Origin of the sequence: Geobacillus sp. Y412MC52, assembly GCF_000174795.2 — a bacterium.
GTDB lineage: Bacteria > Bacillota > Bacilli > Bacillales > Anoxybacillaceae > Geobacillus > Geobacillus thermoleovorans.
Map to the genome: position 1 here is coordinate 157501 of NC_014915.1, position 21312 is coordinate 178812.

Here is a 21312-nt window from a genome sequence, read left to right on the forward strand (position 1 = left end):
GGCGTGCCTTTTGTAGAATGAACCGGCGAGTGACGATGGCGTGCGAGGTTAAGCCGAAGAGGCGGAGCCGCAGCGAAAGCGAGTCTGAACAGGGCGTCAAGTACGTCGTCGTCGACCCGAAACCAGGTGATCTACCCATGTCCAGGGTGAAGGCCGGGTAACACCGGCTGGAGGCCCGAACCCACGCACGTTGAAAAGTGCGGGGATGAGGTGTGGGTAGGGGTGAAATGCCAATCGAACTTGGAGATAGCTGGTTCTCCCCGAAATAGCTTTAGGGCTAGCCTCGGGTTTAGGAGTCTTGGAGGTAGAGCACTGATTGGGCTAGGGGCCCAAAACGGGTTACCGAACCCAGTCAAACTCCGAATGCCAATGACTTATGCCCGGGAGTCAGACCGCGAGTGATAAGATCCGTGGTCGAGAGGGGAACAGCCCAGACCGCCAGCTAAGGCCCCGAAGTGCACGTTCAGTGGAAAAGGATGTGGAGTTGCCGAGACAACCAGGATGTTGGCTTAGAAGCAGCCACCATTTAAAGAGTGCGTAATAGCTCACTGGTCGAGTGACTCTGCGCCGAAAATGTACCGGGGCTAAACGTGCCGCCGAAGCTGCGGGATGACCGTTGGTCATCGGTAGGGGAGCGTTCTAAGGGCAGAGAAGCCAGACCGGAAGGACTGGTGGAGCGCTTAGAAGTGAGAATGCCGGTATGAGTAGCGAAAACAGAGGTGAGAATCCTCTGCGCCGAAAGCCTAAGGGTTCCTGAGGAAGGTTCGTCCGCTCAGGGTTAGTCGGGACCTAAGCCGAGGCCGAAAGGCGTAGGTGATGGACAACAGGTTGAGATTCCTGTACCACCTTCTTCCCGTTTGAGCGATGGGGGGACGCAGGAGGATAGGGCGAGCAGGCGGCTGGAAGAGCCTGTCCAAGCCGTGAGGCTGATCCGCAGGCAAATCCGCGGATCATAAGGCTAAGCGGTGACGGCGACGGATGGATCCGGAAGTCCCCGATTTCACACTGCCAAGAAAAGCCTCTAGCGAGGGAAGAGGTGCCCGTACCGCAAACCGACACAGGTAGGCGAGGAGAGAATCCTAAGGCGCGCGGGAGAACTCTCGTTAAGGAACTCGGCAAAATGACCCCGTAACTTCGGGAGAAGGGGTGCTCTTTGGGGTGAAGAGCCCTGAAGAGCCGCAGTGAAAAGGCCCAAGCGACTGTTTATCAAAAACACAGGTCTCTGCGAAGCCGAAAGGCGACGTATAGGGGCTGACACCTGCCCGGTGCTGGAAGGTTAAGGGGAGCGCTTAGCGGAAGCGAAGGTGCGAACCGAAGCCCCAGTAAACGGCGGCCGTAACTATAACGGTCCTAAGGTAGCGAAATTCCTTGTCGGGTAAGTTCCGACCCGCACGAAAGGTGTAACGACTTGGGCGCTGTCTCAACGAGAGACCCGGTGAAATTATACTACCTGTGAAGATGCAGGTTACCCGCGACAGGACGGAAAGACCCCGTGGAGCTTTACTGCAGCCTGATATGGAATTTTGGTATCGCTTGTACAGGATAGGTGGGAGCCTGGGAAGCCGGAGCGCCAGCTTCGGTGGAGGCGACGGTGGGATACCACCCTGGCGGTATTGAAATTCTAACCCGCACCCCTTAACGGGGTGGGAGACAGTGTCAGGTGGGCAGTTTGACTGGGGCGGTCGCCTCCCAAAAGGTAACGGAGGCGCCCAAAGGTTCCCTCAGAATGGTTGGAAATCATTCGGAGAGTGCAAAGGCACAAGGGAGCTTGACTGCGAGACGGACAGGTCGAGCAGGGACGAAAGTCGGGCTTAGTGATCCGGTGGTTCCGCATGGAAGGGCCATCGCTCAACGGATAAAAGCTACCCCGGGGATAACAGGCTGATCTCCCCCAAGAGTCCACATCGACGGGGAGGTTTGGCACCTCGATGTCGGCTCATCGCATCCTGGGGCTGTAGTCGGTCCCAAGGGTTGGGCTGTTCGCCCATTAAAGCGGTACGCGAGCTGGGTTCAGAACGTCGTGAGACAGTTCGGTCCCTATCCGTCGCGGGCGGAGGAAATTTGAGAGGAGCTGTCCTTAGTACGAGAGGACCGGGATGGACGCACCGCTGGTGTACCAGTTGTCCCGCCAGGGGCACCGCTGGGTAGCTATGTGCGGACGGGATAAGCGCTGAAAGCATCTAAGCGTGAAGCCCCCCTCAAGATGAGATTTCCCACCGCGTGAAGCGGGTAAGATCCCTCGAAGATGACGAGGTCGATAGGTCCGAGGTGGAAGCGTGGCGACACGTGGAGCTGACGGATACTAATCGATCGAGGGCTTAACCAAGAAAAGCGCAGGCGAGCGGGTCGCCGCGACGGGCAAATGTTCTTCGCCTGCAGGGATGTTCACATCCCGAAGGCGAAGGTTATTTGACCCCGAGCGGCGGCGAGCCGGAGCTGGACAATGCGAAAAGCGCAGGCGAGCGGCTTCTTCCGACGGTTATCTAGTTTTGAAGGAATGAACATCCTGTTGACAAATCCAACAGGATGGATATAATAATTACTGTCCAAGATGATAACCATTGCCTAGTGGCTATGGCGGAGGGGAAACACCCGTTCCCATCCCGAACACGGAAGTTAAGCCCTCCAGCGCCGATGGTAGTTGGGGCCAGCGCCCCTGCAAGAGTAGGTCGCTGCTAGGCAATGTTTCATTATTCCGCAATAGTTCAGCGACGAGCTTCACATCTTCGAATTCGCTACGAGTTGCCTCGGCGCATCTCGCTTCCTTGAATTAGCTGGCAGAGGAAGAGGCAACGAGCACATTGGGAAGATGTGCATGACATATAGTTATTCATCATTCCGCAATAGCTCAGCGGTAGAGCAACCGGCTGTTAACCGGTAGGTCGTAGGTTCGAATCCTACTTGCGGAGCCATTTTTACGCTTCCATAGCTCAGTAGGTAGAGCACTTCCATGGTAAGGAAGAGGTCACCGGTTCGAGCCCGGTTGGAAGCTCCATTTATTTTCCGGCCCGTTGGTCAAGTGGTTAAGACACCGCCCTTTCACGGCGGTAACACGGGTTCGAATCCCGTACGGGTCACTTCATTTCGGCCAGTCGTCCTTTCAAGGATGATTGGCCGAAATGAAAAGTGTATACTTCCCTGATTGCTGAGATATAATAGCAATTGAATACAGCGTTTCTTTCTCATCGCGTTGGGCTATAGCCAAGCGGTAAGGCAACGGACTTTGACTCCGTGATGCGCTGGTTCGAATCCAGCTAGCCCAGCCATTATTTTTTTGTACATAAAAATGGTCATGAGCCATTAGCTTAGTGACGAGCGTTACATCGTCGAATAGGCATCGAGTTGCCCCGACGCATCTGCTTCCTTGAACAGGCTGGCAGAGGAAGGGGCAGCATACTTAGAGTGTTATCCTAACTATGAGCCATTAGCTCAGTAACGAGCGCTACATCTTCGAGTTTGCATCGAGTTGCCTCGACGCACTAGGCTTCCTTGAATTAGCTGGCAGAGGAAGAGGCAGGTAGAGCTAGGTAGTACCTAGAGTGTTATCCTAACTATGAGCCATTAGCTCAGTAACGAGCGCTACATCTTCGAGTTTGCTTCGAGTTGCCTCGACGCACTTGGCATCTTTGAATCGGCTGGGAGAGGAAGAGGCAGGTAGAGCTAGGTAGTACCTAGAGTGTATACCCAACCATGAGCCATTAGCTCAGTAACGAGCGCTACATCTTTGAGTTTGCTTCGAGTTGCCTCGACGCACTTGGCATCTTTGAATCGGCTGGGAGAGGAAGAGGCAGGTAGAGCTAGGTAGTACCTAGAGTGTATACCCAACCATGAGCCATTAGCTCAGTAGGTAGAGCATCTGACTTTTAATCAGAGGGTCGGAGGTTCGAGTCCTCCATGGCTCACCATAGCGCGGAAGTAGTTCAGTGGTAGAACACCACCTTGCCAAGGTGGGGGTCGCGGGTTCGAGTCCCGTCTTCCGCTTGGGGCGGGGCCTTAGCTCAGCTGGGAGAGCGCCTGCTTTGCACGCAGGAGGTCATCGGTTCGATCCCGATAGGCTCCATCAAGAGCAGACTGCTTGACAACCAAAAGCAGCCTGTTCTTTTTTGTTATATCGGTATAAATATTCAAAATTTTGTCAAGTTGAGTCATCCCCTTTCTTTCCTCTACAATAAAGACGTAACAGGAACCGGAAAGGAGTGGGAGACAGCATGAAGCCAATTTCAATTATCGGGGTTCCGATGGATTTAGGGCAGACACGCCGCGGCGTTGATATGGGGCCGAGCGCAATGCGTTATGCAGGCGTCATCGAACGTCTGGAACATCTTCATTACGATATTGAAGATTTGGGAGATATTCCGATTGGGAAAGCAGAGCGGTTGCACGAGCAAGGAGATTCACGGTTGCGCAATTTGAAAGCGGTTGCGGAGGCGAATGAGAAACTCGCGGCGGCGGTTGACCAAGTCGTTCAGCGGGGGCGCTTCCCACTTGTGCTGGGCGGCGACCATAGCATCGCCATTGGCACGCTCGCCGGGGTGGCGAAACATTATGAGCGGCTTGGAGTGATCTGGTATGACGCGCACGGCGACGTCAACACCGAGGAAACGTCGCCGTCTGGAAACATTCATGGCATGCCGCTGGCGGCGAGCCTCGGGTTTGGCCATCCGGCGCTGACGCAAATCGGCGGATACAGCCCCAAAATCAAGCCGGAACATGTCGTGTTGATCGGCGTCCGTTCCCTTGATGAAGGGGAGAAGAAGTTTATTCGCGAAAAAGGAATCAAAATTTACACGATGCATGAGGTTGATCGGCTCGGAATGACAAGGGTGATGGAAGAAACGATCACCTATTTAAAAGAACGAACGGATGGCGTTCATTTGTCGCTTGACTTGGATGGCCTTGACCCAAGCGACGCACCGGGAGTCGGAACGCCTGTCATTGGAGGATTGACATACCGCGAAAGCCATTTGGCGATGGAGATGCTGGCCGAAGCACAAATCATCACTTCAGCGGAATTTGTCGAAGTGAACCCGATCTTGGATGAGCGGAACAAAACAGCATCAGTTGCTGTAGCGCTGATGGGGTCGTTGTTTGGTGAAAAGCTCATTTAATGCATGTGGGCAAAGAGGGTTGGTTGCGGGATTCACGGATATGATGATGATTTGTTCCCGCTGTTTGTGAAAGAGGGGCTGCCATTTGTTTGGCGTCCCCTCTTTTTCAGTTGTATGATACAATAAATATGTTGCATGAAACTTTTCTTGATCGAGCGCCGTAATATACAGTAAGCCGTGAGGCGGGGGTATTGTATTTTATGGATCTATTTATTAAAAAGAGAATTAAGGCGATCCAAAAAGGGGATCAAAACGCATACGCGGATCTTGTCGATTTGTATAAGGACAAGATTTACCGTCTTTGCTATCGAATGTTGGGCAATCGGCATGAGGCGGAAGATGCGGCGCAGGAGGCGTTCATCCGCGCCTACATCCATATTGATACGTACAATCCTGAAATGAAGTTTTCCACTTGGCTGTACCGAATCGCGACGAACTTGACGATCGATAAATTGCGGAAACGGAAGCCGGACGTGTATTTAGATGAAGAGGTCGGAGGCACGGACGGGTTGACGATGCAGGCTCAGCTTCCTTCCCGCGAAGCATCCCCGGAGGAGGCAGTGGAAAGCCTGGAGCTGCAAGAGACGGTGCAGCGAGCGATTGAGCAGTTGCCAGAAAAGTATCGAAGCGTGATCGTGTTGAAATATATGGAAGATTTGTCGTTGCAAGAAATCAGCGAGATTTTAGGGTTGCCGGTCGGCACGGTGAAAACGCGGCTGCATCGCGGCCGCGAAGCGTTGCGCAGGCAATTGGGTCATTTATAAGAGGGTGGGAGACTATGGAATGTCCGAAAGAAATCGTGTTGCTCATGCACAGCTATTTTGATGGAGATCTCCAGCCAGAAGGAGAGCAGCAGCTGAAAGAACATTTGCGTTCGTGCGCTGCGTGCGCTGCCCATTTTCACGAGCTGAAAAAGACGGTTGCTTTCCTCCAATATGCCGCCCACGTTGCGGCGCCGCCGTCGTTTGCAGCCAAGGTTATGGAGGCGATGCCGAAAGAGAGAAAGACCGCGCGGCTGCGCCGTTTTATGCATCGTCATCCGCTGCTTACGGCTGCCTCGTTGTTTTTAGCGCTTACTTTAGGCAGCTTAGCTTCTTCATGGGGGGAAAGAGGCGCGTTTTCCGTCTCAGCTGATGAACATGTCATCATCCGCGATCATACTGTCATCGTGCCGAAAGGAGAAACGGTCAAAGGAGATATTGTCGTCCGCAATGGCTCGATTCGGATTGAAGGAACGGTTGATGGGGACGTGACTGTGATCCATGGAAAGAAATATATGGCGTCCGCCGGGCAAGTGACAGGGGAAGTGGAGGAAATTAATCAAGTGTTTGAATGGATTTGGTATAATATTAAAGAAAGGTTCAATCGTGCGCTCCAATCGATTGAATGATGGCAGCCATCGTTCGATGGCTTTTTCCGTGGCCATCAACAGATTGGAATTAGAGATAAAGGAAGTGTGAAGATGTCCTTCGGAGAGCTCCCCATCGTGTCATATTTGTTAAAAGTGGTTGATATCCTTGTCGTTTGGTATGTGATTTACAAGTTGATCATGATGATTCGCGGGACGAAGGCCATTCAGCTGTTAAAAGGCATTTTTTTAATTATTTTGGTTCGTTTCGTGAGCAATTACCTCGGATTGACGACGTTGCAATGGCTGATGGATCAGGCGATCATTTGGGGATTTCTCGCGATCATCATCATTTTTCAACCAGAATTGCGGCGCGCCCTTGAGCAGCTCGGCCGCGGACGGCTGTTCACCCGCAATACGGTCAATGAAGATGAAGAGCGGATGCGAATGGTGGAAGCCATTGTAAAAGCGACCGAGTATATGGCGAAGCGACGCATCGGCGCGCTGATTTCCATTGAGCGGGAAACCGGAATGAACGATTATGTCGAAACCGGCATTATGTTAAACGCTCATGTATCGCCGGAACTGCTCATTAATATTTTCATTCCGAACACGCCGCTTCATGATGGGGCGGTCATTATTCAAAAAAACCAAATCGCTGCGGCGGCCTGTTATTTACCATTATCGGAAAGTCCGTTTATTTCGAAAGAGCTCGGAACACGCCATCGGGCGGCGCTCGGCATCAGCGAAGTGACTGACAGCGTCACCGTCGTCGTGTCGGAAGAGACGGGAGCAGTATCGTTGACGAAAAACGGCGAGCTGTACCGCGATTTAACGATCGATGAGTTTCGGGAGCTGTTGACCGGCGAACTTGCTCCAGCGACGAAGGCGCCTGCTTCTTCCCGTTGGCAGTGGAGGGGGAAGAAACATGGATAAGTTGATGGACCATCCTTGGTTTATTCGCGTTGTCTCCTTATTGCTGGCGATTATGCTGTATATGTCGGCCAATGTCGGGGCGAAAACCGGTGAGACGCGCAACACGTTTGGCCAGGAAGATACGGAAACGTTGATCGATATTCCGGTGGTCGCTTACTATGATGAAGACAACTTGGTCGTATCTGGCGTCCCGAAATACGTGAACGTTACGCTCCAAGGACCCGCCAGCATTGTCAAGCCGACGGCTCTGCAACGAAATTTCGAGGTGTATGTCGATTTAACGGAATTGCCGTTAGGGACATACACGGTGCCGATCAAATACAGGGACATCTCCGACAAGTTGAAAGTGACGATTCAGCCTTCCTCGGCCAAAGTGACGATTCGTGAAAAAGTGTCGAAACGGTTTCCGGTCGGTGTTGAATTTTTCAATCGAAACAAAATGCCGGATGGCTATTCCGTTGGAGAACCGACTGTGAAACCAGATGCCGTGACGATTACCGGGGCGAAGGAACTAATCGACGAGATTGCGTTTGTCAAAGCCATCGTCGACTTAGATGGGGCGACGGAAACGCTGACGAGAGAAGCGCGCGTTCGGGTGTACGATCGACGGGGAAATGAGTTGGATATTGAGCCAGAGCCATCGTCGGTGGAAGTAACCGTGCCGGTGAAAAGCCCGAGCAAGACGGTGCCGGTTCAAGTGCAGACAACCGGAGAGCTGCCGGATGGTGTGCATCTTGTCAGCATCACGCCGGAGCCGGATCGAGTGACGATTTATGGACCGAAGGAAGTGTTGAACCATATTGACAAGCTGGAAGGATTGACAGTTGATTTGGACGACATTACTGATGATGCGACGGTAGAACTTGACGCTCCGCTCCCTGATGGGGCAAAAAACGTCGATCCAGACAAAATCAAGGTGCATATTGATGTGGAAAAAGACGTCACGCAAACGTGGAAAGACGTGCCGATCGCTGTCGTTGGTTTGCCGGATTCATACAAAGCCGAATTTGTCAAACCGCTTGAAGGCAAAATTACGGTCCGCCTTGTCGGTCCGCCCGATGTCGTCCGCGGGTTGACAAAAGACGATATTCGTTTGTATGTCGATGTCCGTGGGCTTGACACCGGCGAACATCAAGTTCCCATTCAATGGAACCACCCTGAACAAGTCCAATGGCAGCCGTCGGCGGAAACGGCGATGGTCCATATTAGCGACAAAGCAACTGCACAATAAACTGCATAGTAAGGAGAGAGTGAACGAATGGGCAAATATTTTGGCACTGATGGTGTACGAGGAGTCGCAAATCGTGAATTGACGCCAGAGTTGGCGTTTCAAATCGGCCGCTGCGGCGGATACGTGCTGACCAAAAGCGCTGAGCGCCCGAAAGTATTGATCGGGCGCGACACCCGCATTTCCGGCCATATGTTGGAAGGCGCCCTTGTCGCCGGGCTTTTGTCGATCGGGGCTGAAGTGATGCGCCTTGGCGTCATTTCCACGCCAGGTGTCGCCTATTTGACGAAGGCACTCGGAGCGCAGGCCGGCATCATGATTTCTGCTTCTCACAACCCGGTGCAAGATAACGGCATTAAATTTTTCGGCCCGGACGGGTTCAAGCTGTCGGATGAGCAGGAAGCGGAAATTGAGGCGCTGATCGACAGCGCGGAGGATATGCTGCCGCGGCCGATCGGGGCTGGGCTTGGGCAAGTAAACGACTATTTTGAAGGCGGACAAAAGTACTTGCAGTATTTAAAACAAACGATCGATGAAGAAGATTTTTCCGGGATGAAAATCGCCCTCGACTGCGCGCACGGGGCGACGTCATCGCTTGCGACGTACTTATTTGCCGATTTGGATGCGGATGTCGTGACGATGGGGGCGTCGCCCAATGGGCTCAACATTAACGAAGGAGTCGGTTCCACCCATCCGGAAGCGTTGGCGGCGTTTGTCAAAGAAAAAGGAGCCGATGTCGGGCTCGCCTTTGACGGCGACGGCGACCGCCTCATCGCCGTGGATGAACGCGGCAACATTGTTGACGGCGATCAAATTATGTACATTTGCGCCAAATATTTAAAAGAAACCGGCCGCTTGAAACAGCAAACCGTCGTCTCGACGGTCATGAGCAACCTTGGGTTTTACAAGGCGCTTGAGGCGCAGGGAATCAAAAGTGTACAAACGGCCGTTGGCGACCGCTATGTCGTCGAGGAAATGAAGAAGAACGGCTATAATCTCGGCGGCGAGCAGTCCGGACATATCATCTTCCTCGACTACAACACGACGGGGGACGGCATGTTGACGGCGCTCCAGCTTGTCAACATCATGAAAATCAAAGGCAAGCCGCTGTCCGAATTGGCGGGGGAAATGAAAAAATACCCGCAGCTGCTTGTGAACGTCCGGGTGGCCGATAAGGAAAAAGCAATGGAAAACGAACAAGTGAAAAAAGTGATCCAGGAAGTGGAGGCAGAGATGAACGGCAATGGCCGCGTCCTCGTTCGTCCGTCAGGGACGGAACCCCTCGTGCGCATTATGGCGGAGGCCCAAACCGAGGAAGCGTGCCGCGCCTACGTTGAGCGGATCGCGGATGTCGTCCGCCGTGAAATGGGAGTGGAATAACCGACCGCTTGGACAACCACCCTATGCATAGACGGAACGTTCGCTTCCGTTTATGCATAGGTTATTTTATATAGATGTATAAATGATAGTTGACGCCGCTGGGAATGTCCTGTAATATTAACGTTGTTGCTTTTTTCTTGAAAGGAGGCGATGGAAGGGCGAAGAGCGGAACATGGTGAAGTGATGGCTTGCCGCAACCGTGGGCATGGCCAACAAAGCAAAAAGGTGGTTGGCTGTTGCATCGGTTTTAACGATCACAAAGCGCCTGGACTAAGCGTTGGACGGAAGAACGCTTAGTTGACGAGGAGGAGGTTTATCGAGGTTTTCGGCGGATGCCTCCCGGCTGGAGCGATGACAGCCGCAAGTCCTCTCTTAAAACAAAGGGGTGACCCTTTGCACAAAGGGGAGGATGTCATCGCGCAAAACGAAGAAGGGAGTCTGCCGCCCGTGGATCGGCGAGACCCCGAACATGTTCTTTGACAACTGAACGGGAAAGACGGTTCTCGTTAGCGGCAGCCTCCAAGATGAAAAGGAGGAACATTTGCCATGTGCGGCATTGTTGGTTATATCGGTTACCAAGATGTGAAGGAAATTTTATTGCGCGGATTGGAAAAACTCGAGTATCGCGGCTACGATTCGGCGGGGATCGCCGTGTTGAACGAAAGCGGCGTGCATGTGTTTAAGGAAAAAGGACGGATCGCTGATTTGCGCCGCATCGTCGACCCGAACGTCAACGCGACGGTCGGCATTGGCCATACACGCTGGGCGACACACGGGGCGCCAAGCCGAGTGAACGCCCACCCGCATCAAAGCGCCTCAGGCCGTTTTACGCTCGTGCATAACGGTGTCATTGAAAACTATGAAATGGTCAAGCGCGATTATTTAGCCGATGTCACATTCCAAAGCGACACGGACACGGAAGTCATCGTCCAGCTCGTGGAGAAGTTCGTCAATGATGGACTGGCAACGGAAGAAGCGTTTCGAAAAACGCTCTCGCTGTTAAAAGGATCGTACGCCATCGCCATGATCGATGCACAAGACGAAAACACCATCTATGCGGCCAAAAACAAAAGCCCGCTTCTTGTCGGATTGGGCGATGGGTTTAACGTCGTGGCGAGCGATGCAATGGCGATGCTCCAAGTGACGAATCAATTCGTCGAACTGATGGATGGGGAACTCGTCATCGTCACGAGCGAGAACGTCACGATTCAAACGCTAAACGGTGAAACAGTCGAACGGAAGCCATTTACGGCTGAGCTCGATGCGAGCGACATTGAAAAAGGGACGTATCCGCATTACATGCTGAAAGAAATTGATGAGCAGCCGTTCGTCATCCGCCGCATCATTCAAAAATACCAAGACGAAAACGGCGGATTGACGATCGACCAAGCGATCATCAACGAAGTGCTGAATGCCGACCGCCTGTACATTGTCGCGTGCGGAACGAGCTACCATGCAGGTCTCGTCGGCAAGCAGTTGATCGAGTCGTGGGCGAAAATTCCAGTCGAAGTGCATATTGCCAGCGAATTTTCGTACAACATGCCGCTGTTGTCGGAAAAACCGCTCTTCATCTTTATCTCGCAAAGCGGCGAAACGGCCGACAGCCGCGCCGTGCTCGTGCAAACGAACAAACTCGGCCATAAAGCGATTACGATCACGAACGTCCCAGGTTCGACGCTGTCGCGGGAAGCTGATTATACGCTCCTGTTGCACGCCGGCCCGGAAATCGCCGTTGCCTCGACAAAGGCATATACGGCGCAAATTGCTGTGCTTGCGATTTTGGCCGCCGCGGCGGCGAAAGCGAAAGGCTTTGAGCTGGACTTTGACTTGACGAAAGAGCTCGCCATCGTCGCCAATGTGATGGAAATGCTGTGTGATGCGAAAGAAGAAATGGAGAAAATCGCAAGCGACTACTTGACGCTGACGCGCAACTGCTTCTTCATCGGCCGCGCCGTTGACTACTATGTCTGCCTAGAAGGCGCGCTGAAACTGAAGGAGATCTCTTACATCCAAGCGGAAGGGTTCGCCGGCGGCGAGCTGAAACACGGCACGATCGCCTTGATTGAGGACGGCACGCCGGTCATCGCCCTCGCTACCCAAGAGCACGTAAATTTGAGCATTCGCGGCAACGTAAAAGAAGTCGTCGCCCGCGGCGCGAACCCGTGCGTCATCTCGATGCGCGGCCTGGAAGGCGACGGCGACCGCTTCATCATCCCGGCTGTCCATCCGGATCTTACGCCGCTTGTGTCCGTCGTGCCGTTGCAGCTGATCGCATACTATGCCGCCTTGCACCGCGGCTGCGACGTCGACAAACCGCGCAACTTGGCGAAGAGCGTGACGGTGGAGTGAGCGGTTCGTTGGTCGGAAAGGCTGTTGTTAAGTGACAAAAAAAGCCTTATACTCGCGATCGTATCGAAGCGAAACAAATTCAATTCAGTTTGATTGGCAACGAGGATGGGATTCCAATTAGGGAGAAGGAAATAGGATTGAAGGGAATCGAGAAAGGCACCTAAAGGTGCTTTTCTCGATTTTTTATTTGGAACTAAAAGAGGAGACCTTCATGTCGCCAAACTAGTCATAGAAGAAGGAATCTGCTAAAGCCGGATAAAATCCAAATATAGCCGGAATAAAATTCCCCCTTCAAGATAAGCCCTACTGCAGCTAATTGAGTTTCTAAACTTATTTAGTCATATAAAAACTGCGCCTCCATTGGTTAGTGGTGTCTAACAATTGGAGTGCAGTTCATGATAGGTCATCATTTACCAGAAAAAAGTAGGAACCCTATACAGTTGATAAAGCAAGGCTTCGCAAAGGGATAAATTGGAATAGTAACAAAAATTTCATAATATAAGGAGTTTATCAAGATAAAAATATGGTATGATTTATAGAAAATGGATCTCCACCACAAAATGTACTTGACAAAAAAGTTTTTCATGATGAAGATGTAAAAAAAGATATATTTCCATTTTTGGTTATTTTTGTTAAGTTGGAAGGGACACTACCATGCTTCTTCCTAAAAGTCAAGTACATCTTTCGGTGATGAACCTCTTTATTGAAAGATGCTTATACATACATATAAGGAGCATTCCCGTTAGGAGCTTTTCCGGGGGACTTGATCAAAAAAAGCCCTCTTGGTATGATGCAGGGGTGTCAAACACATCACTCACCATACCAAGGAGGACTTCAGATGAATTGTACACAAAACTATAAAATTGATCAAGTCACCGAACAAACGCTTGTCGTGGGCATCGATATCGCGAAACGAACCCACTACGCCTGCTTCGTGGATGACCGGGGGCGTGTGCTTCGCAAATCGTTCCCGATCTTCCAGTCGAAAGAGGGCTTTCGCCAGCTGTATGAAGCGATTCAGGAGGCGATGCAAGCGTTCGGAAAGCCGCAGGTGATCGTCGCGGTGGAGCCGACCGGGCACTACTGGTTGAACCTGGCCTACTTCCTCGAGGAGCACGGGATCCCGTTGGTCATGGTCAACCCGGCGCATGTGTGCCGGTCGAAAGAACTCGATGACAACCTGCCGACGAAACATGACGCCAAAGACGCCCTAGTCATCGCCAGACTGGCGAAAGACGGACGATTCCTCGTCCCCCGGCTGCTGCACGAGATCGAAGCCGATTTGCGCGTCGGGAGCACGCTCAAAGAGAAGCTCCGCAAGGAACAGACGGCGGTGAAAAACGCGATCGTCCGCTGGACCGACCGATATTTTCCAGAGTTTTGGACGGTGTTTCGCGACCTGGGGAAAACGGCGCTTTCGGTGCTGGAGTGGACGCCGCTTCCAGCCGATATGGCCGGCCGGGCGGTGGAGGAGCTTCTTGAGGTGTACCGGCAAAGCGAAGGGCTGAAATGCCCGCAGAAGGCCAAAATTCAGGCGTTGATCGACGCCGCGAAGGACTCGATTGGGGTGACGGAAGGGACGACGATGGCCCGGTTTGAAATCGCCGCGCTCGTCCGCCGATACCGCCAATTGGAGGCTGAGATCGCCGCGTTGGACGCCGAGTTGAAGGCGTTGGTTCAAACGACGATGGAGTATCAATGGCTGAAAACGGTCGACGGGTTGGGAGACGCCACGATCATCGATCTGCTGGCGGAGATTGGCAGCTTCGCCCATTATCGGGACCCGCGTCAATTGGTGAAGTTGGCGGGCCTGACGCTCAAGGAGAATTCCTCCGGCCAGCGCAAAGGGCAAAAGCAGATCTCCAAACGGGGACGGAAACGGCTGCGATCGGTGCTGTTTCGGGCGATGATTCCGCTGATCCGGCACAACGAGGCGTTTCGCGAGCTGCATGACTATTACACGACCCGCCCCGTCAATCCGCTGACCGGAAAGCAGTCCATCGTCGCGTTATGCCGGAAGCTGTTGAATGTGCTGTTTGCGATTTGTACGAAGAAACAAGCCTTTGACGCGGAGCGAATGAAACAGGACGTCTTGTCCCAGGTGCAACGGGCGGCCTAAGGCCTCCCCCTGCGAACGGAAGAATCGTTGGACAACAGGATGACACCGGAGAAGCTGGCGTGATCTGATCCATTCGACCTTGAGTCCCCAAAGGAGCTTGGCCGGCCTCCGCCTGATGACGAGACCGAACGAGGGAATGTTGGCCCCAAGACGCCCGGAGACATGGGAGGGTTCGTCCTCATCAGCGACGCGGAGATCCAAAGGGTGCATCGAATACGCTTCTCCCCACGGAAGGAAAATATCCCCAGCCGTGGCCGCGAAGCGCACCCTAGGTCTGTAAGATATCCACAAAACTGAAAAAGGATGTAAGGGATTTTGTCGAAAAATATTTTTTGGACACCCCTGAGGGGCCGAAAAGCCTTGATAAATCAACATTTCTAGAGGGAGGGTATCCTATTATGATTTCCGCGAAAGCACGCGCTGTCGATGAAAAACGAGTAATTGGGGGGAGTGCGGTTAAATAGCAGAATCGGGCCTGACGGGCCGAACGGCGGCTTTTTCCGGGATGGAAAGCGAATCGATTGGTAATGGGCGGCGTGGAAGTGAATACGGTGTACCTGTTGTCTCAATAGGTATGGTCGGGCGTTCCCGTGTGGGGACGTCTTTTCTTTTTGTTGTTTTGCAGAAAAAATTTGATTTAAATCAACAATTATTTATTGATAAACGATAATACATTCATTACAATAAAGTCGAAAACGAGTCAGTGAGGTGTTTCGATGAAACGGGAAACGTTGTTTTTGAAGGCGTCTTTAGTGTTGATCGGCCTTCCGGTTTTGGCATTGTGCCTATTTTTGGTTCCTGCGCTTGCGAAGGTGGCTGTCAAGCTGGTGCCAACGTTCCCTTGGATCAAGTATTTTGTTTATCTTGTGTTTGAGGCGTCCGCGCTGCCGTTCTACTTCGCTTTGTATCAGGCGTTCCGGTTGTTAGTGTATATTGACCGAAACGACGCGTTTTCCGAGGCGTCGGTGAAAGCGTTAAAGACGATCAAACATTGCGCCGTCGCCATCAGTGGGCTGCATTTGCTTGTCTTGCCGCTGTTTTACTTGTTCGCCGAGAAAGACGACGCTCCGGGTGTCATTTTCGTCGGTCTGATTGTGCCGTTTGCGTCGCTTGTCATCGCTGTGTTCGCCGCGGTTTTGCAAAAGCTGCTGCAGCAGGCGATTGAAATCAAACAAGAAAATGAGTTGACCATTTGAGGTGGATGACATGCCGATTATCGTGAATCTTGATGTCATGTTGGCGAAGCGGAAGATGAGCGTCACCGAGCTGTCGGAGAGAGTCGGGATCACGATGGCGAATTTGTCGATCTTGAAAAACGGGAAGGCGAAGGCGATCCGTTTCTCGACGCTCGAAGCCATTTGCAAGGCGCTCGATTGCCAGCCCGGGGACATTTTGGAGTATCGAAGTGATGAAGGGGAGTCAAATCCGTGAGTAGGGAGGAGATGGCTTGAAAGGGGAGAAACACGAGGCAGCGGTGAACGAATACCCACCGCTTTGCCTCATGATCGTCCGGGTGCGCCAGTTTGGCAGAAAGTCCCGGCTCATCAAAGCGTTTGTGCAGCTTGTTCGCTTCGGTTGGGCGCAGGCGCGATCGTGCGTGTTTCCGGTTGTCATTTTTGCCTCATTGGCGCTGACGAAGATCGCGCCGCTTCCGCTATTGCCGCGGTATGATTGGCTGCTTGTCATTTGCCTGCTCATGCAATGGTGGATGGTGCGGTCAGGGATGGAAACGCGGGATGAACTCAAAGTGATCACCTTGTTCCACGTCATTGGACTTGCGCTCGAGCTGTTTAAAGTGCGCATGGGTTCGTGGTCGTATCCGGAAGAGGGGTATACGAAAATCTTTGGCGTGCCCTTGTACAGCGGGTTTATGTATGCGAGCGTCGCCAGCTATCTTTGCCAGGCGTGGAGACGGCTGAAGGTGGAGTTGGTGCAATGGCCGCCGTTTTGGATGGTTGTTCCGTTGGCAGCGGCGATCTACTTGAATTTTTTCACCCACCATTATTGGGTGGACGTTCGTTGGTGGCTCTCAAGCCTCGTCATGGTTGTCTTTTGGCGGTCATGGGTGACGTATGAGGTCGGGGGAATCCGCTACCGGATGCCGCTTGTTTTGTCGTTTTTGCTGATTGGGTTTTTCATCTGGATCGCGGAAAACATCGCCACCTTTTTTGGCGCTTGGCAATATCCGAACCAGGCGAAGGCGTGGAGCCTTGTTCATCTTGGGAAGGTGAGTTCGTGGTGTTTGCTCGTTATTGTCAGTTTTCTCATCGTGGCGACGTTAAAGCAAGTGAAAACAATTGCTGTGACAGGAGCAGTGGAGCGTTCACATGCAGATGGAAAATCGTTGTAAGCCGAGCAGGGCTACGATTCGTTGGCCGTTGCTCGGCTTTTTCCTTGATGAGCCGCCCGCTCCTCACGGAAGCTGTGCCTTGATTTCTTCCATTTGCGCGAGGTGGCGCTGTTCATGATAGCCGACAAATTCCACCCATTGCTTCAAATTCAACGGCCCAAAAACCGGATGCGGGAACGATTTGGCTTCCAAGTCAGCCGGATTGGCTTGCTCCGTGATTTGGCGCAACCGCTGCCGCGATTGATGCAATTTTTCTTCCAGTTCGTGTCGAGTGAAAAAGCGGTTGTCCGGGCGGGCGAAATCAGGCGCCTCCACTTTTTTGGAACGGTCAACGGTCAAGTGGATCGTTTTCTCCTCAACCGGCTGGCTCTCGCCATGCTTTAATGTATGGGCGATCATGGCTGCGATCGATGTTTCGATTAAGTACAGGTGTTCGAGCACTTGGGCGATGGTCCAACTCCCTTTCGCCGCCCGGGTGTTCAGCTGTTCGTCCGACAGCCCGGAAACGCTTTTGATCAGCTGTTGGCGCACTCGCTCATTATGATCCATCATGTTTCCCTCATTTCGATGTAGATTTGGTTTCATCGTACGATAAGGAAGATCAACCGTAAAGCCGTTTTGTGTTCGCCGTGATCATGGTTTTGACTGGTTCGATATCTCGGCCATAGTGTGCCGCCACGGCTCGCGCGGAGTCCAATAGCCATAACGGCGTCGTCAGTTTTCCGGCAAACGGGCCTGCAAACGGCCATGGGCCATCGGTTTCAAGGAGCAGCTGCTCGATGGGAACGAGGGATAACAGCTGCTTGTCGCGCTCGCGGTAGCACACTTCCGGCGTGACGGAGATGTAGTAGCCGCATTGGACGATTTGTTTGACCACGGCAGGCTCGGCCTTCAGCCAGTGGAAATGGGCTTGTCGGACGCCAGCTTGCTGCAAGATGGCCAAGGCGGTTTCAGCGCGGTCGTAGACGGCGTGAAGAACGAGCGGCAAGGAGGCATCCGCGGCGATGGCCGCGATTTCGGTTAATCGTTCTTGATACGCGGGCAGCTTGGCGCATGCTTCCGCTGAATAGTATGGCAGCCCGACTTCGCCGATGGCGGCGAGCAGCGGCCGCTCTTGCTTGACAAGCTCTGTCCATTCGTTCCAATCGGCTGCGCTTGGCAGCGGTTGCTCGGGATGAAAACCGATGGCGGCGTAGACGAAGGAAGGGAATCGCTGTTTCAACTCGAGCGTTCGGCAGCTGGAGCGCAAATCGGTGGATACGGCGACGACGCCGGTGATGCCCGCTTCTTGCCAACGGTTGATTTGTTCATCGATGTCCGTGTACTGGTCGAGATGAATATGAGCGTCGATCATCCACAGCGACCTCCCCTGTCCTTTTTGCCGTCCCGCTGGCTGAGGCTTTTCGCCTTTTCATCCCCATTCCTTATCAATCTGGTACTTGCGGATGCGGTATTGCAAGTTTTGTCGGCTCAAACCAAGCGCTTTGGCCGTTTTTGTGATGTTGAAGCCGTGATGCTGCAGCGCCTTGCGGATGTAGTAAATTTCGACTTCTTCCATGTATTTGTCAAGAGGCAAAATGTCTTCCGTATCAAATAAAAAGTCCGTTTTCGTTTCGTCGGGCGCCAGCTTGGCTCGAAAAGGGGCAGGCAGATGGGCGAGGGTGATGGTTTGTTCTTGTTCCATCGTCGCCATCGTTTCCAAAATGACGGCCTCAAGCTCGCGCACGTTGCCGGGCCAGCTGTAAGCAAGAAACGCCTCTTGCACGTCGTCGCCGAGTCCTTCGACATGTAGGCCATAGCGCTCGTTGCCTTGACGGATGAAATGGATAGCGAGCGGCAAAATGTCCTCTTTCCGTTCGCGCAACGGCGGCAGGACGATGCAGTGGACGGCAATTTGGTAGTAAAGCGATTTGAGCAATTCCCCGTTTTGGACCGCGTCAATCGGGTCGCCGCTTGTCGAGGCGATAAGGCGAACGTCCGCACGAACCGGTTTTTGGCCATGGGCGCGGACAAACTGTTTTTCTTGCAGGAAACGGGCAAGTTTTTGTTGAAGCGGCAGGCTTAACGAGTCAATATCGTCAAGCAGGACGGTGCCGCCGTCCGCTTGTTCAAACAAGCCGGGCTGGATCTCGCCGTCTTCTTCGCTGCCAAACAGCATCGTTTCCATCCAATCGTCCGGAAGCGACAAACACGTTTGCGCAAAAAACGGCTTAGCTCGCCGTTCGCTTTCATGGTGAATGCAGGAAGCGAGCAAGTCTTTTCCTGTCCCTTTCTCCCCAATGAGCAGCACGGACGCTTCGGAGCGGGCGGCATGACGAGCAAGGCGGATGGCCTTTTGCATGGCTTCGCTTTGGCCGATGATGTCCGCAAACGTGCGACCGGCTTCACCGCGTTGGTGGTGCTCTTGGATCAGCTTGCGGAATTTGGTGATGTCTTTGGCGATTTCCACGGCGCCGATGATGCGCCCGTCTTTTTGCAGCGGGTGTGTTTGATTGACCGTTGTCACGGCTTGTCCTTTGTTATTGAAATACGTTTGCTGCTTGTTCAGAATGCTTTCACCGGTGCGCAGCGCTTCAAGCAATGTGCTCGGCTGCTCCGGGTTGAAGCGGAAGACGTCCAAAATGTTTTTATCGAGTACGTCCTCGATGTTCATACCCTCTATGTCCCGCATTTTCCGGTTGTAAATGACGGTTTTCCCATGTTGATCGACCGCATGGACGCCAAGGTCGATCATTTCGAGAATTTGCTCATACATCGATAAAAGCGTTTCCATATCCCGGTTCACGATCAGCACCTCTCTTTTTTGTATTATAGCATAAGGTGGATGGGAGACAGGAAGGGAAAGAAAGATGTGAAAAAATTTTTTGCTAAATATATTGAAAACAGAAAAAAATCATTTCATAATAAAGTTGTAATACATTAGAAATTGAAAAATAATTTTGCATAAAAGGAGGTTGCTGTTCGTTTGATAAAAATGTAAGCGGTTGCGGAATCTATCATAGAGAGGGGAGAGTTTTCGGATGCAACCAGTGCAAGAACTGAAACGAGAGCTAAAAAGCAGGCATTTATTTATGATCGCGCTAGGTGGAGTGATCGGCACCGGTTTGTTTTTAGGATCGGGTTATACGATTCATGAGGCGGGGCCAGGAGGGGCCGTCGTTGCTTATCTTTTTGGCGGATTGGTCATGTATTTGACAATGCTTTCGTTAGGAGAATTGGCCGTGAGGATTCCTGATGCCGGGTCGTATCAGACGTATGCGACGAAGTTCATCTCGCCGGCAGTGGGGTATTGCATCGGTTGGCTGTCATGGCTGAACTGGTCGGTGACGGTCGGCATCGAGCTTCTCACTGTCAGCATCCTCATGAAACGATGGTTTCCCGATGTGCCGACATGGGTGTTTTGCGCCGTCTTCGCTTTGCTCTTGTTTTTGATCAATGCGTTGTCTGTCAAAGGATTTGGCGAGGTGGAGTTTTGGTTTTCAAGCGTGAAAGTGTTGACGGTCATCGCCTTTATTGTTCTTGGTCTGGCGGCGATGTTCGGAGTCATCCATATGAAAAATGGACAACCCGCTCCGTTTTTCTCGAATTTTACTGATCATGGCGGATTGTTTCCAAACGGGTTTTGGGCCATCTTTACGACCATGATCCTTGTGAACTTTTCGTTCCAAGGGACGGAATTGGTCGGCGTGGCCGCGGGGGAAAGCCGCGAGCCGGAAAAAACGGTGCCGGTTGCGTTGCGCAACACCGTATGGCGCATTTTGATCTTCTTTATTTTGGCCATTTTTGTGCTGGCTGGTTTGTTTCCGTGGGAGAAAGCCGGCGTCGTTGAGAGTCCGTTTGTGGTGGTGTTTGACAATATCGGCATTCCGTATGCGTCCGATATTATGAACTTTGTGATTATTACCGCGGTGTTGTCGGTGGCCAACTCGGGCTTATATGCGACATCGCGCGTCCTCTGGTCGATGTCGCGCCAAGGCATGGTCAGTCCGTTTTTCAGCAAGCTATCGAAACGCGGCGTGCCCATCAATGCGCTTATTGCCAGCATTGCCATCGGCTGCTTGTCTCTGTTGTGCAGCGTGTATGCGGAAGATACGGTGTACGTCTGGCTGACGGCGATCGCCGGTTTTGGCGCCGTCACGGTGTGGGCTTCCATCGCGCTGTCAAGCTATTTCGGCCGGAAAGCGTTTTTGCGCGAAGGCGGCGATGTGCGCGATCTGAAATACCGGACGCCGTTGTATCCGTTCGTGCCGCTGGCCGCGTTTGCGTTGAATATGGCGACGATCATCGGACTGGCCTTTATCCCAGATCAACGGATCGCTCTTTACTGCGGCATTCCGTTTTTGCTCGCTTGCTACGGGTACTACCACCTTGTGGCGAAAAAACGGGTTCAGCCCCTAGCCGCAGAAAAAGGGGAGCTCAAGGCCGCCAAGTAAAAACAATTGAAAAAAGCCATAATCATTTGCATAATATAACTATGAAACCGTTTTATAACGA

The 21312-nt window shown here is 52.5% G+C and carries 15 protein-coding genes, 7 tRNA genes and 2 rRNA genes (1 of these 24 only partly in view); 21 read left to right on the plus strand and 3 right to left on the minus strand.

Going from position 1 to position 21312, the window contains the following annotated elements; translation table 11 throughout:
* From GYMC52_RS00905 to GYMC52_RS01005, 20 genes are all read left to right on the plus strand, one after another.
* Positions 1 to 2326 (plus strand): 23S ribosomal RNA (locus GYMC52_RS00905); it begins 603 nt to the left of the window's first position.
* A gap of 238 nt (positions 2327 to 2564) precedes the next feature.
* A 5S ribosomal RNA gene (rrf, locus tag GYMC52_RS00915) occupies positions 2565 to 2681 on the plus strand.
* Between the two features lie 156 nt (positions 2682 to 2837).
* Positions 2838 to 2912 (plus strand) — tRNA-Asn (locus GYMC52_RS00920).
* Positions 2913 to 2919: 7 nt separating this feature from the next.
* A tRNA-Thr gene (locus tag GYMC52_RS00925) sits at positions 2920 to 2995 on the plus strand.
* Between the two features lie 10 nt (positions 2996 to 3005).
* Positions 3006 to 3077, plus strand: a tRNA-Glu gene (locus GYMC52_RS00930).
* 114 nt (positions 3078 to 3191) lie between these two features.
* Positions 3192 to 3266: transfer RNA gene (locus GYMC52_RS00935), tRNA-Gln, on the plus strand.
* 563 nt (positions 3267 to 3829) lie between these two features.
* Positions 3830 to 3905, plus strand: a tRNA-Lys gene (locus GYMC52_RS00940).
* Positions 3906 to 3909: 4 nt separating this feature from the next.
* Positions 3910 to 3981, plus strand: a tRNA-Gly gene (locus GYMC52_RS00945).
* A gap of 6 nt (positions 3982 to 3987) precedes the next feature.
* Positions 3988 to 4060, plus strand: a tRNA-Ala gene (locus tag GYMC52_RS00950).
* A gap of 148 nt (positions 4061 to 4208) precedes the next feature.
* The gene (gene rocF, locus GYMC52_RS00955; RefSeq protein ID WP_012820505.1) at positions 4209 to 5108 is read left to right on the plus strand and encodes an arginase; all 900 of its coding nucleotides are present in this window, start codon (positions 4209 to 4211) and stop codon (positions 5106 to 5108) included.
* Positions 5109 to 5308: 200 nt separating this feature from the next.
* Entirely contained in the window at positions 5309 to 5872 is a 564-nt protein-coding gene (gene sigW / locus GYMC52_RS00960; RefSeq protein ID WP_011229662.1) for an RNA polymerase sigma factor SigW, read from the plus strand.
* A 14-nt stretch (positions 5873 to 5886) separates the two neighbouring features.
* A complete protein-coding gene (rsiW, locus tag GYMC52_RS00965; protein WP_012820507.1) occupies positions 5887 to 6498 on the plus strand; it encodes an anti-sigma-W factor RsiW in 612 nt (203 codons plus the stop codon).
* A 72-nt stretch (positions 6499 to 6570) separates the two neighbouring features.
* Entirely contained in the window at positions 6571 to 7392 is an 822-nt protein-coding gene (gene cdaA, locus GYMC52_RS00970) for a diadenylate cyclase CdaA (protein ID WP_011229664.1), read from the plus strand.
* Complete coding sequence (locus tag GYMC52_RS00975; protein ID WP_012820508.1) at positions 7385 to 8623, plus strand: CdaR family protein; 1239 nt, start codon at positions 7385 to 7387, stop codon at positions 8621 to 8623. Before cdaA ends, GYMC52_RS00975 begins: the two co-directional genes overlap by 8 nt.
* A gap of 27 nt (positions 8624 to 8650) precedes the next feature.
* Positions 8651 to 10000 carry a phosphoglucosamine mutase gene (gene glmM, locus GYMC52_RS00980; RefSeq protein ID WP_011229666.1) on the plus strand — a complete coding sequence of 450 codons (1350 nt, stop codon included), beginning with the start codon at positions 8651 to 8653 and terminating at the stop codon, positions 9998 to 10000.
* Positions 10001 to 10546: 546 nt separating this feature from the next.
* Positions 10547 to 12349 carry a glutamine--fructose-6-phosphate transaminase (isomerizing) gene (gene glmS / locus GYMC52_RS00985; protein WP_012820509.1) on the plus strand — a complete coding sequence of 601 codons (1803 nt, stop codon included), beginning with the start codon at positions 10547 to 10549 and terminating at the stop codon, positions 12347 to 12349.
* Between the two features lie 838 nt (positions 12350 to 13187).
* The gene (locus tag GYMC52_RS00990) at positions 13188 to 14468 is read left to right on the plus strand and encodes an IS110 family transposase (protein WP_013522756.1); all 1281 of its coding nucleotides are present in this window, start codon (positions 13188 to 13190) and stop codon (positions 14466 to 14468) included.
* A gap of 716 nt (positions 14469 to 15184) precedes the next feature.
* On the plus strand, positions 15185 to 15664 hold the full coding sequence (locus tag GYMC52_RS00995) for a DUF2975 domain-containing protein (RefSeq protein WP_011229691.1): 480 nt from the start codon (positions 15185 to 15187) through the stop codon (positions 15662 to 15664).
* A gap of 10 nt (positions 15665 to 15674) precedes the next feature.
* Positions 15675 to 15899, plus strand: a complete 225-nt coding sequence (locus GYMC52_RS01000; protein ID WP_013144000.1) for a helix-turn-helix domain-containing protein — start codon at positions 15675 to 15677, stop codon at positions 15897 to 15899.
* A gap of 16 nt (positions 15900 to 15915) precedes the next feature.
* Entirely contained in the window at positions 15916 to 16818 is a 903-nt protein-coding gene (locus GYMC52_RS01005) for a DUF817 domain-containing protein (protein WP_013522758.1), read from the plus strand.
* A gap of 63 nt (positions 16819 to 16881) precedes the next feature.
* Here GYMC52_RS01005 and GYMC52_RS01010 read toward each other — a convergent pair whose 3' ends face one another.
* The 3 genes from GYMC52_RS01010 to GYMC52_RS01020 are packed head-to-tail and all read right to left on the minus strand — an operon-like array spanning position 16882 to position 19603.
* Positions 16882 to 17370, minus strand: a complete 489-nt coding sequence (locus GYMC52_RS01010) for a DinB family protein (RefSeq protein ID WP_015731631.1) — start codon at positions 17368 to 17370, stop codon at positions 16882 to 16884.
* A 49-nt stretch (positions 17371 to 17419) separates the two neighbouring features.
* A complete protein-coding gene (locus GYMC52_RS01015; RefSeq protein ID WP_013522760.1) occupies positions 17420 to 18172 on the minus strand; it encodes a TatD family hydrolase in 753 nt (250 codons plus the stop codon).
* 57 nt (positions 18173 to 18229) lie between these two features.
* Positions 18230 to 19603, minus strand: a complete 1374-nt coding sequence (locus GYMC52_RS01020) for a sigma-54 interaction domain-containing protein (RefSeq protein WP_013522761.1) — start codon at positions 19601 to 19603, stop codon at positions 18230 to 18232.
* A gap of 235 nt (positions 19604 to 19838) precedes the next feature.
* Between GYMC52_RS01020 and GYMC52_RS01025 the strand changes: the two genes are divergently transcribed.
* The gene (locus tag GYMC52_RS01025) at positions 19839 to 21251 is read left to right on the plus strand and encodes an amino acid permease (protein ID WP_013522762.1); all 1413 of its coding nucleotides are present in this window, start codon (positions 19839 to 19841) and stop codon (positions 21249 to 21251) included.
* The last annotated feature ends 61 nt before the right edge of the window (positions 21252 to 21312 follow it).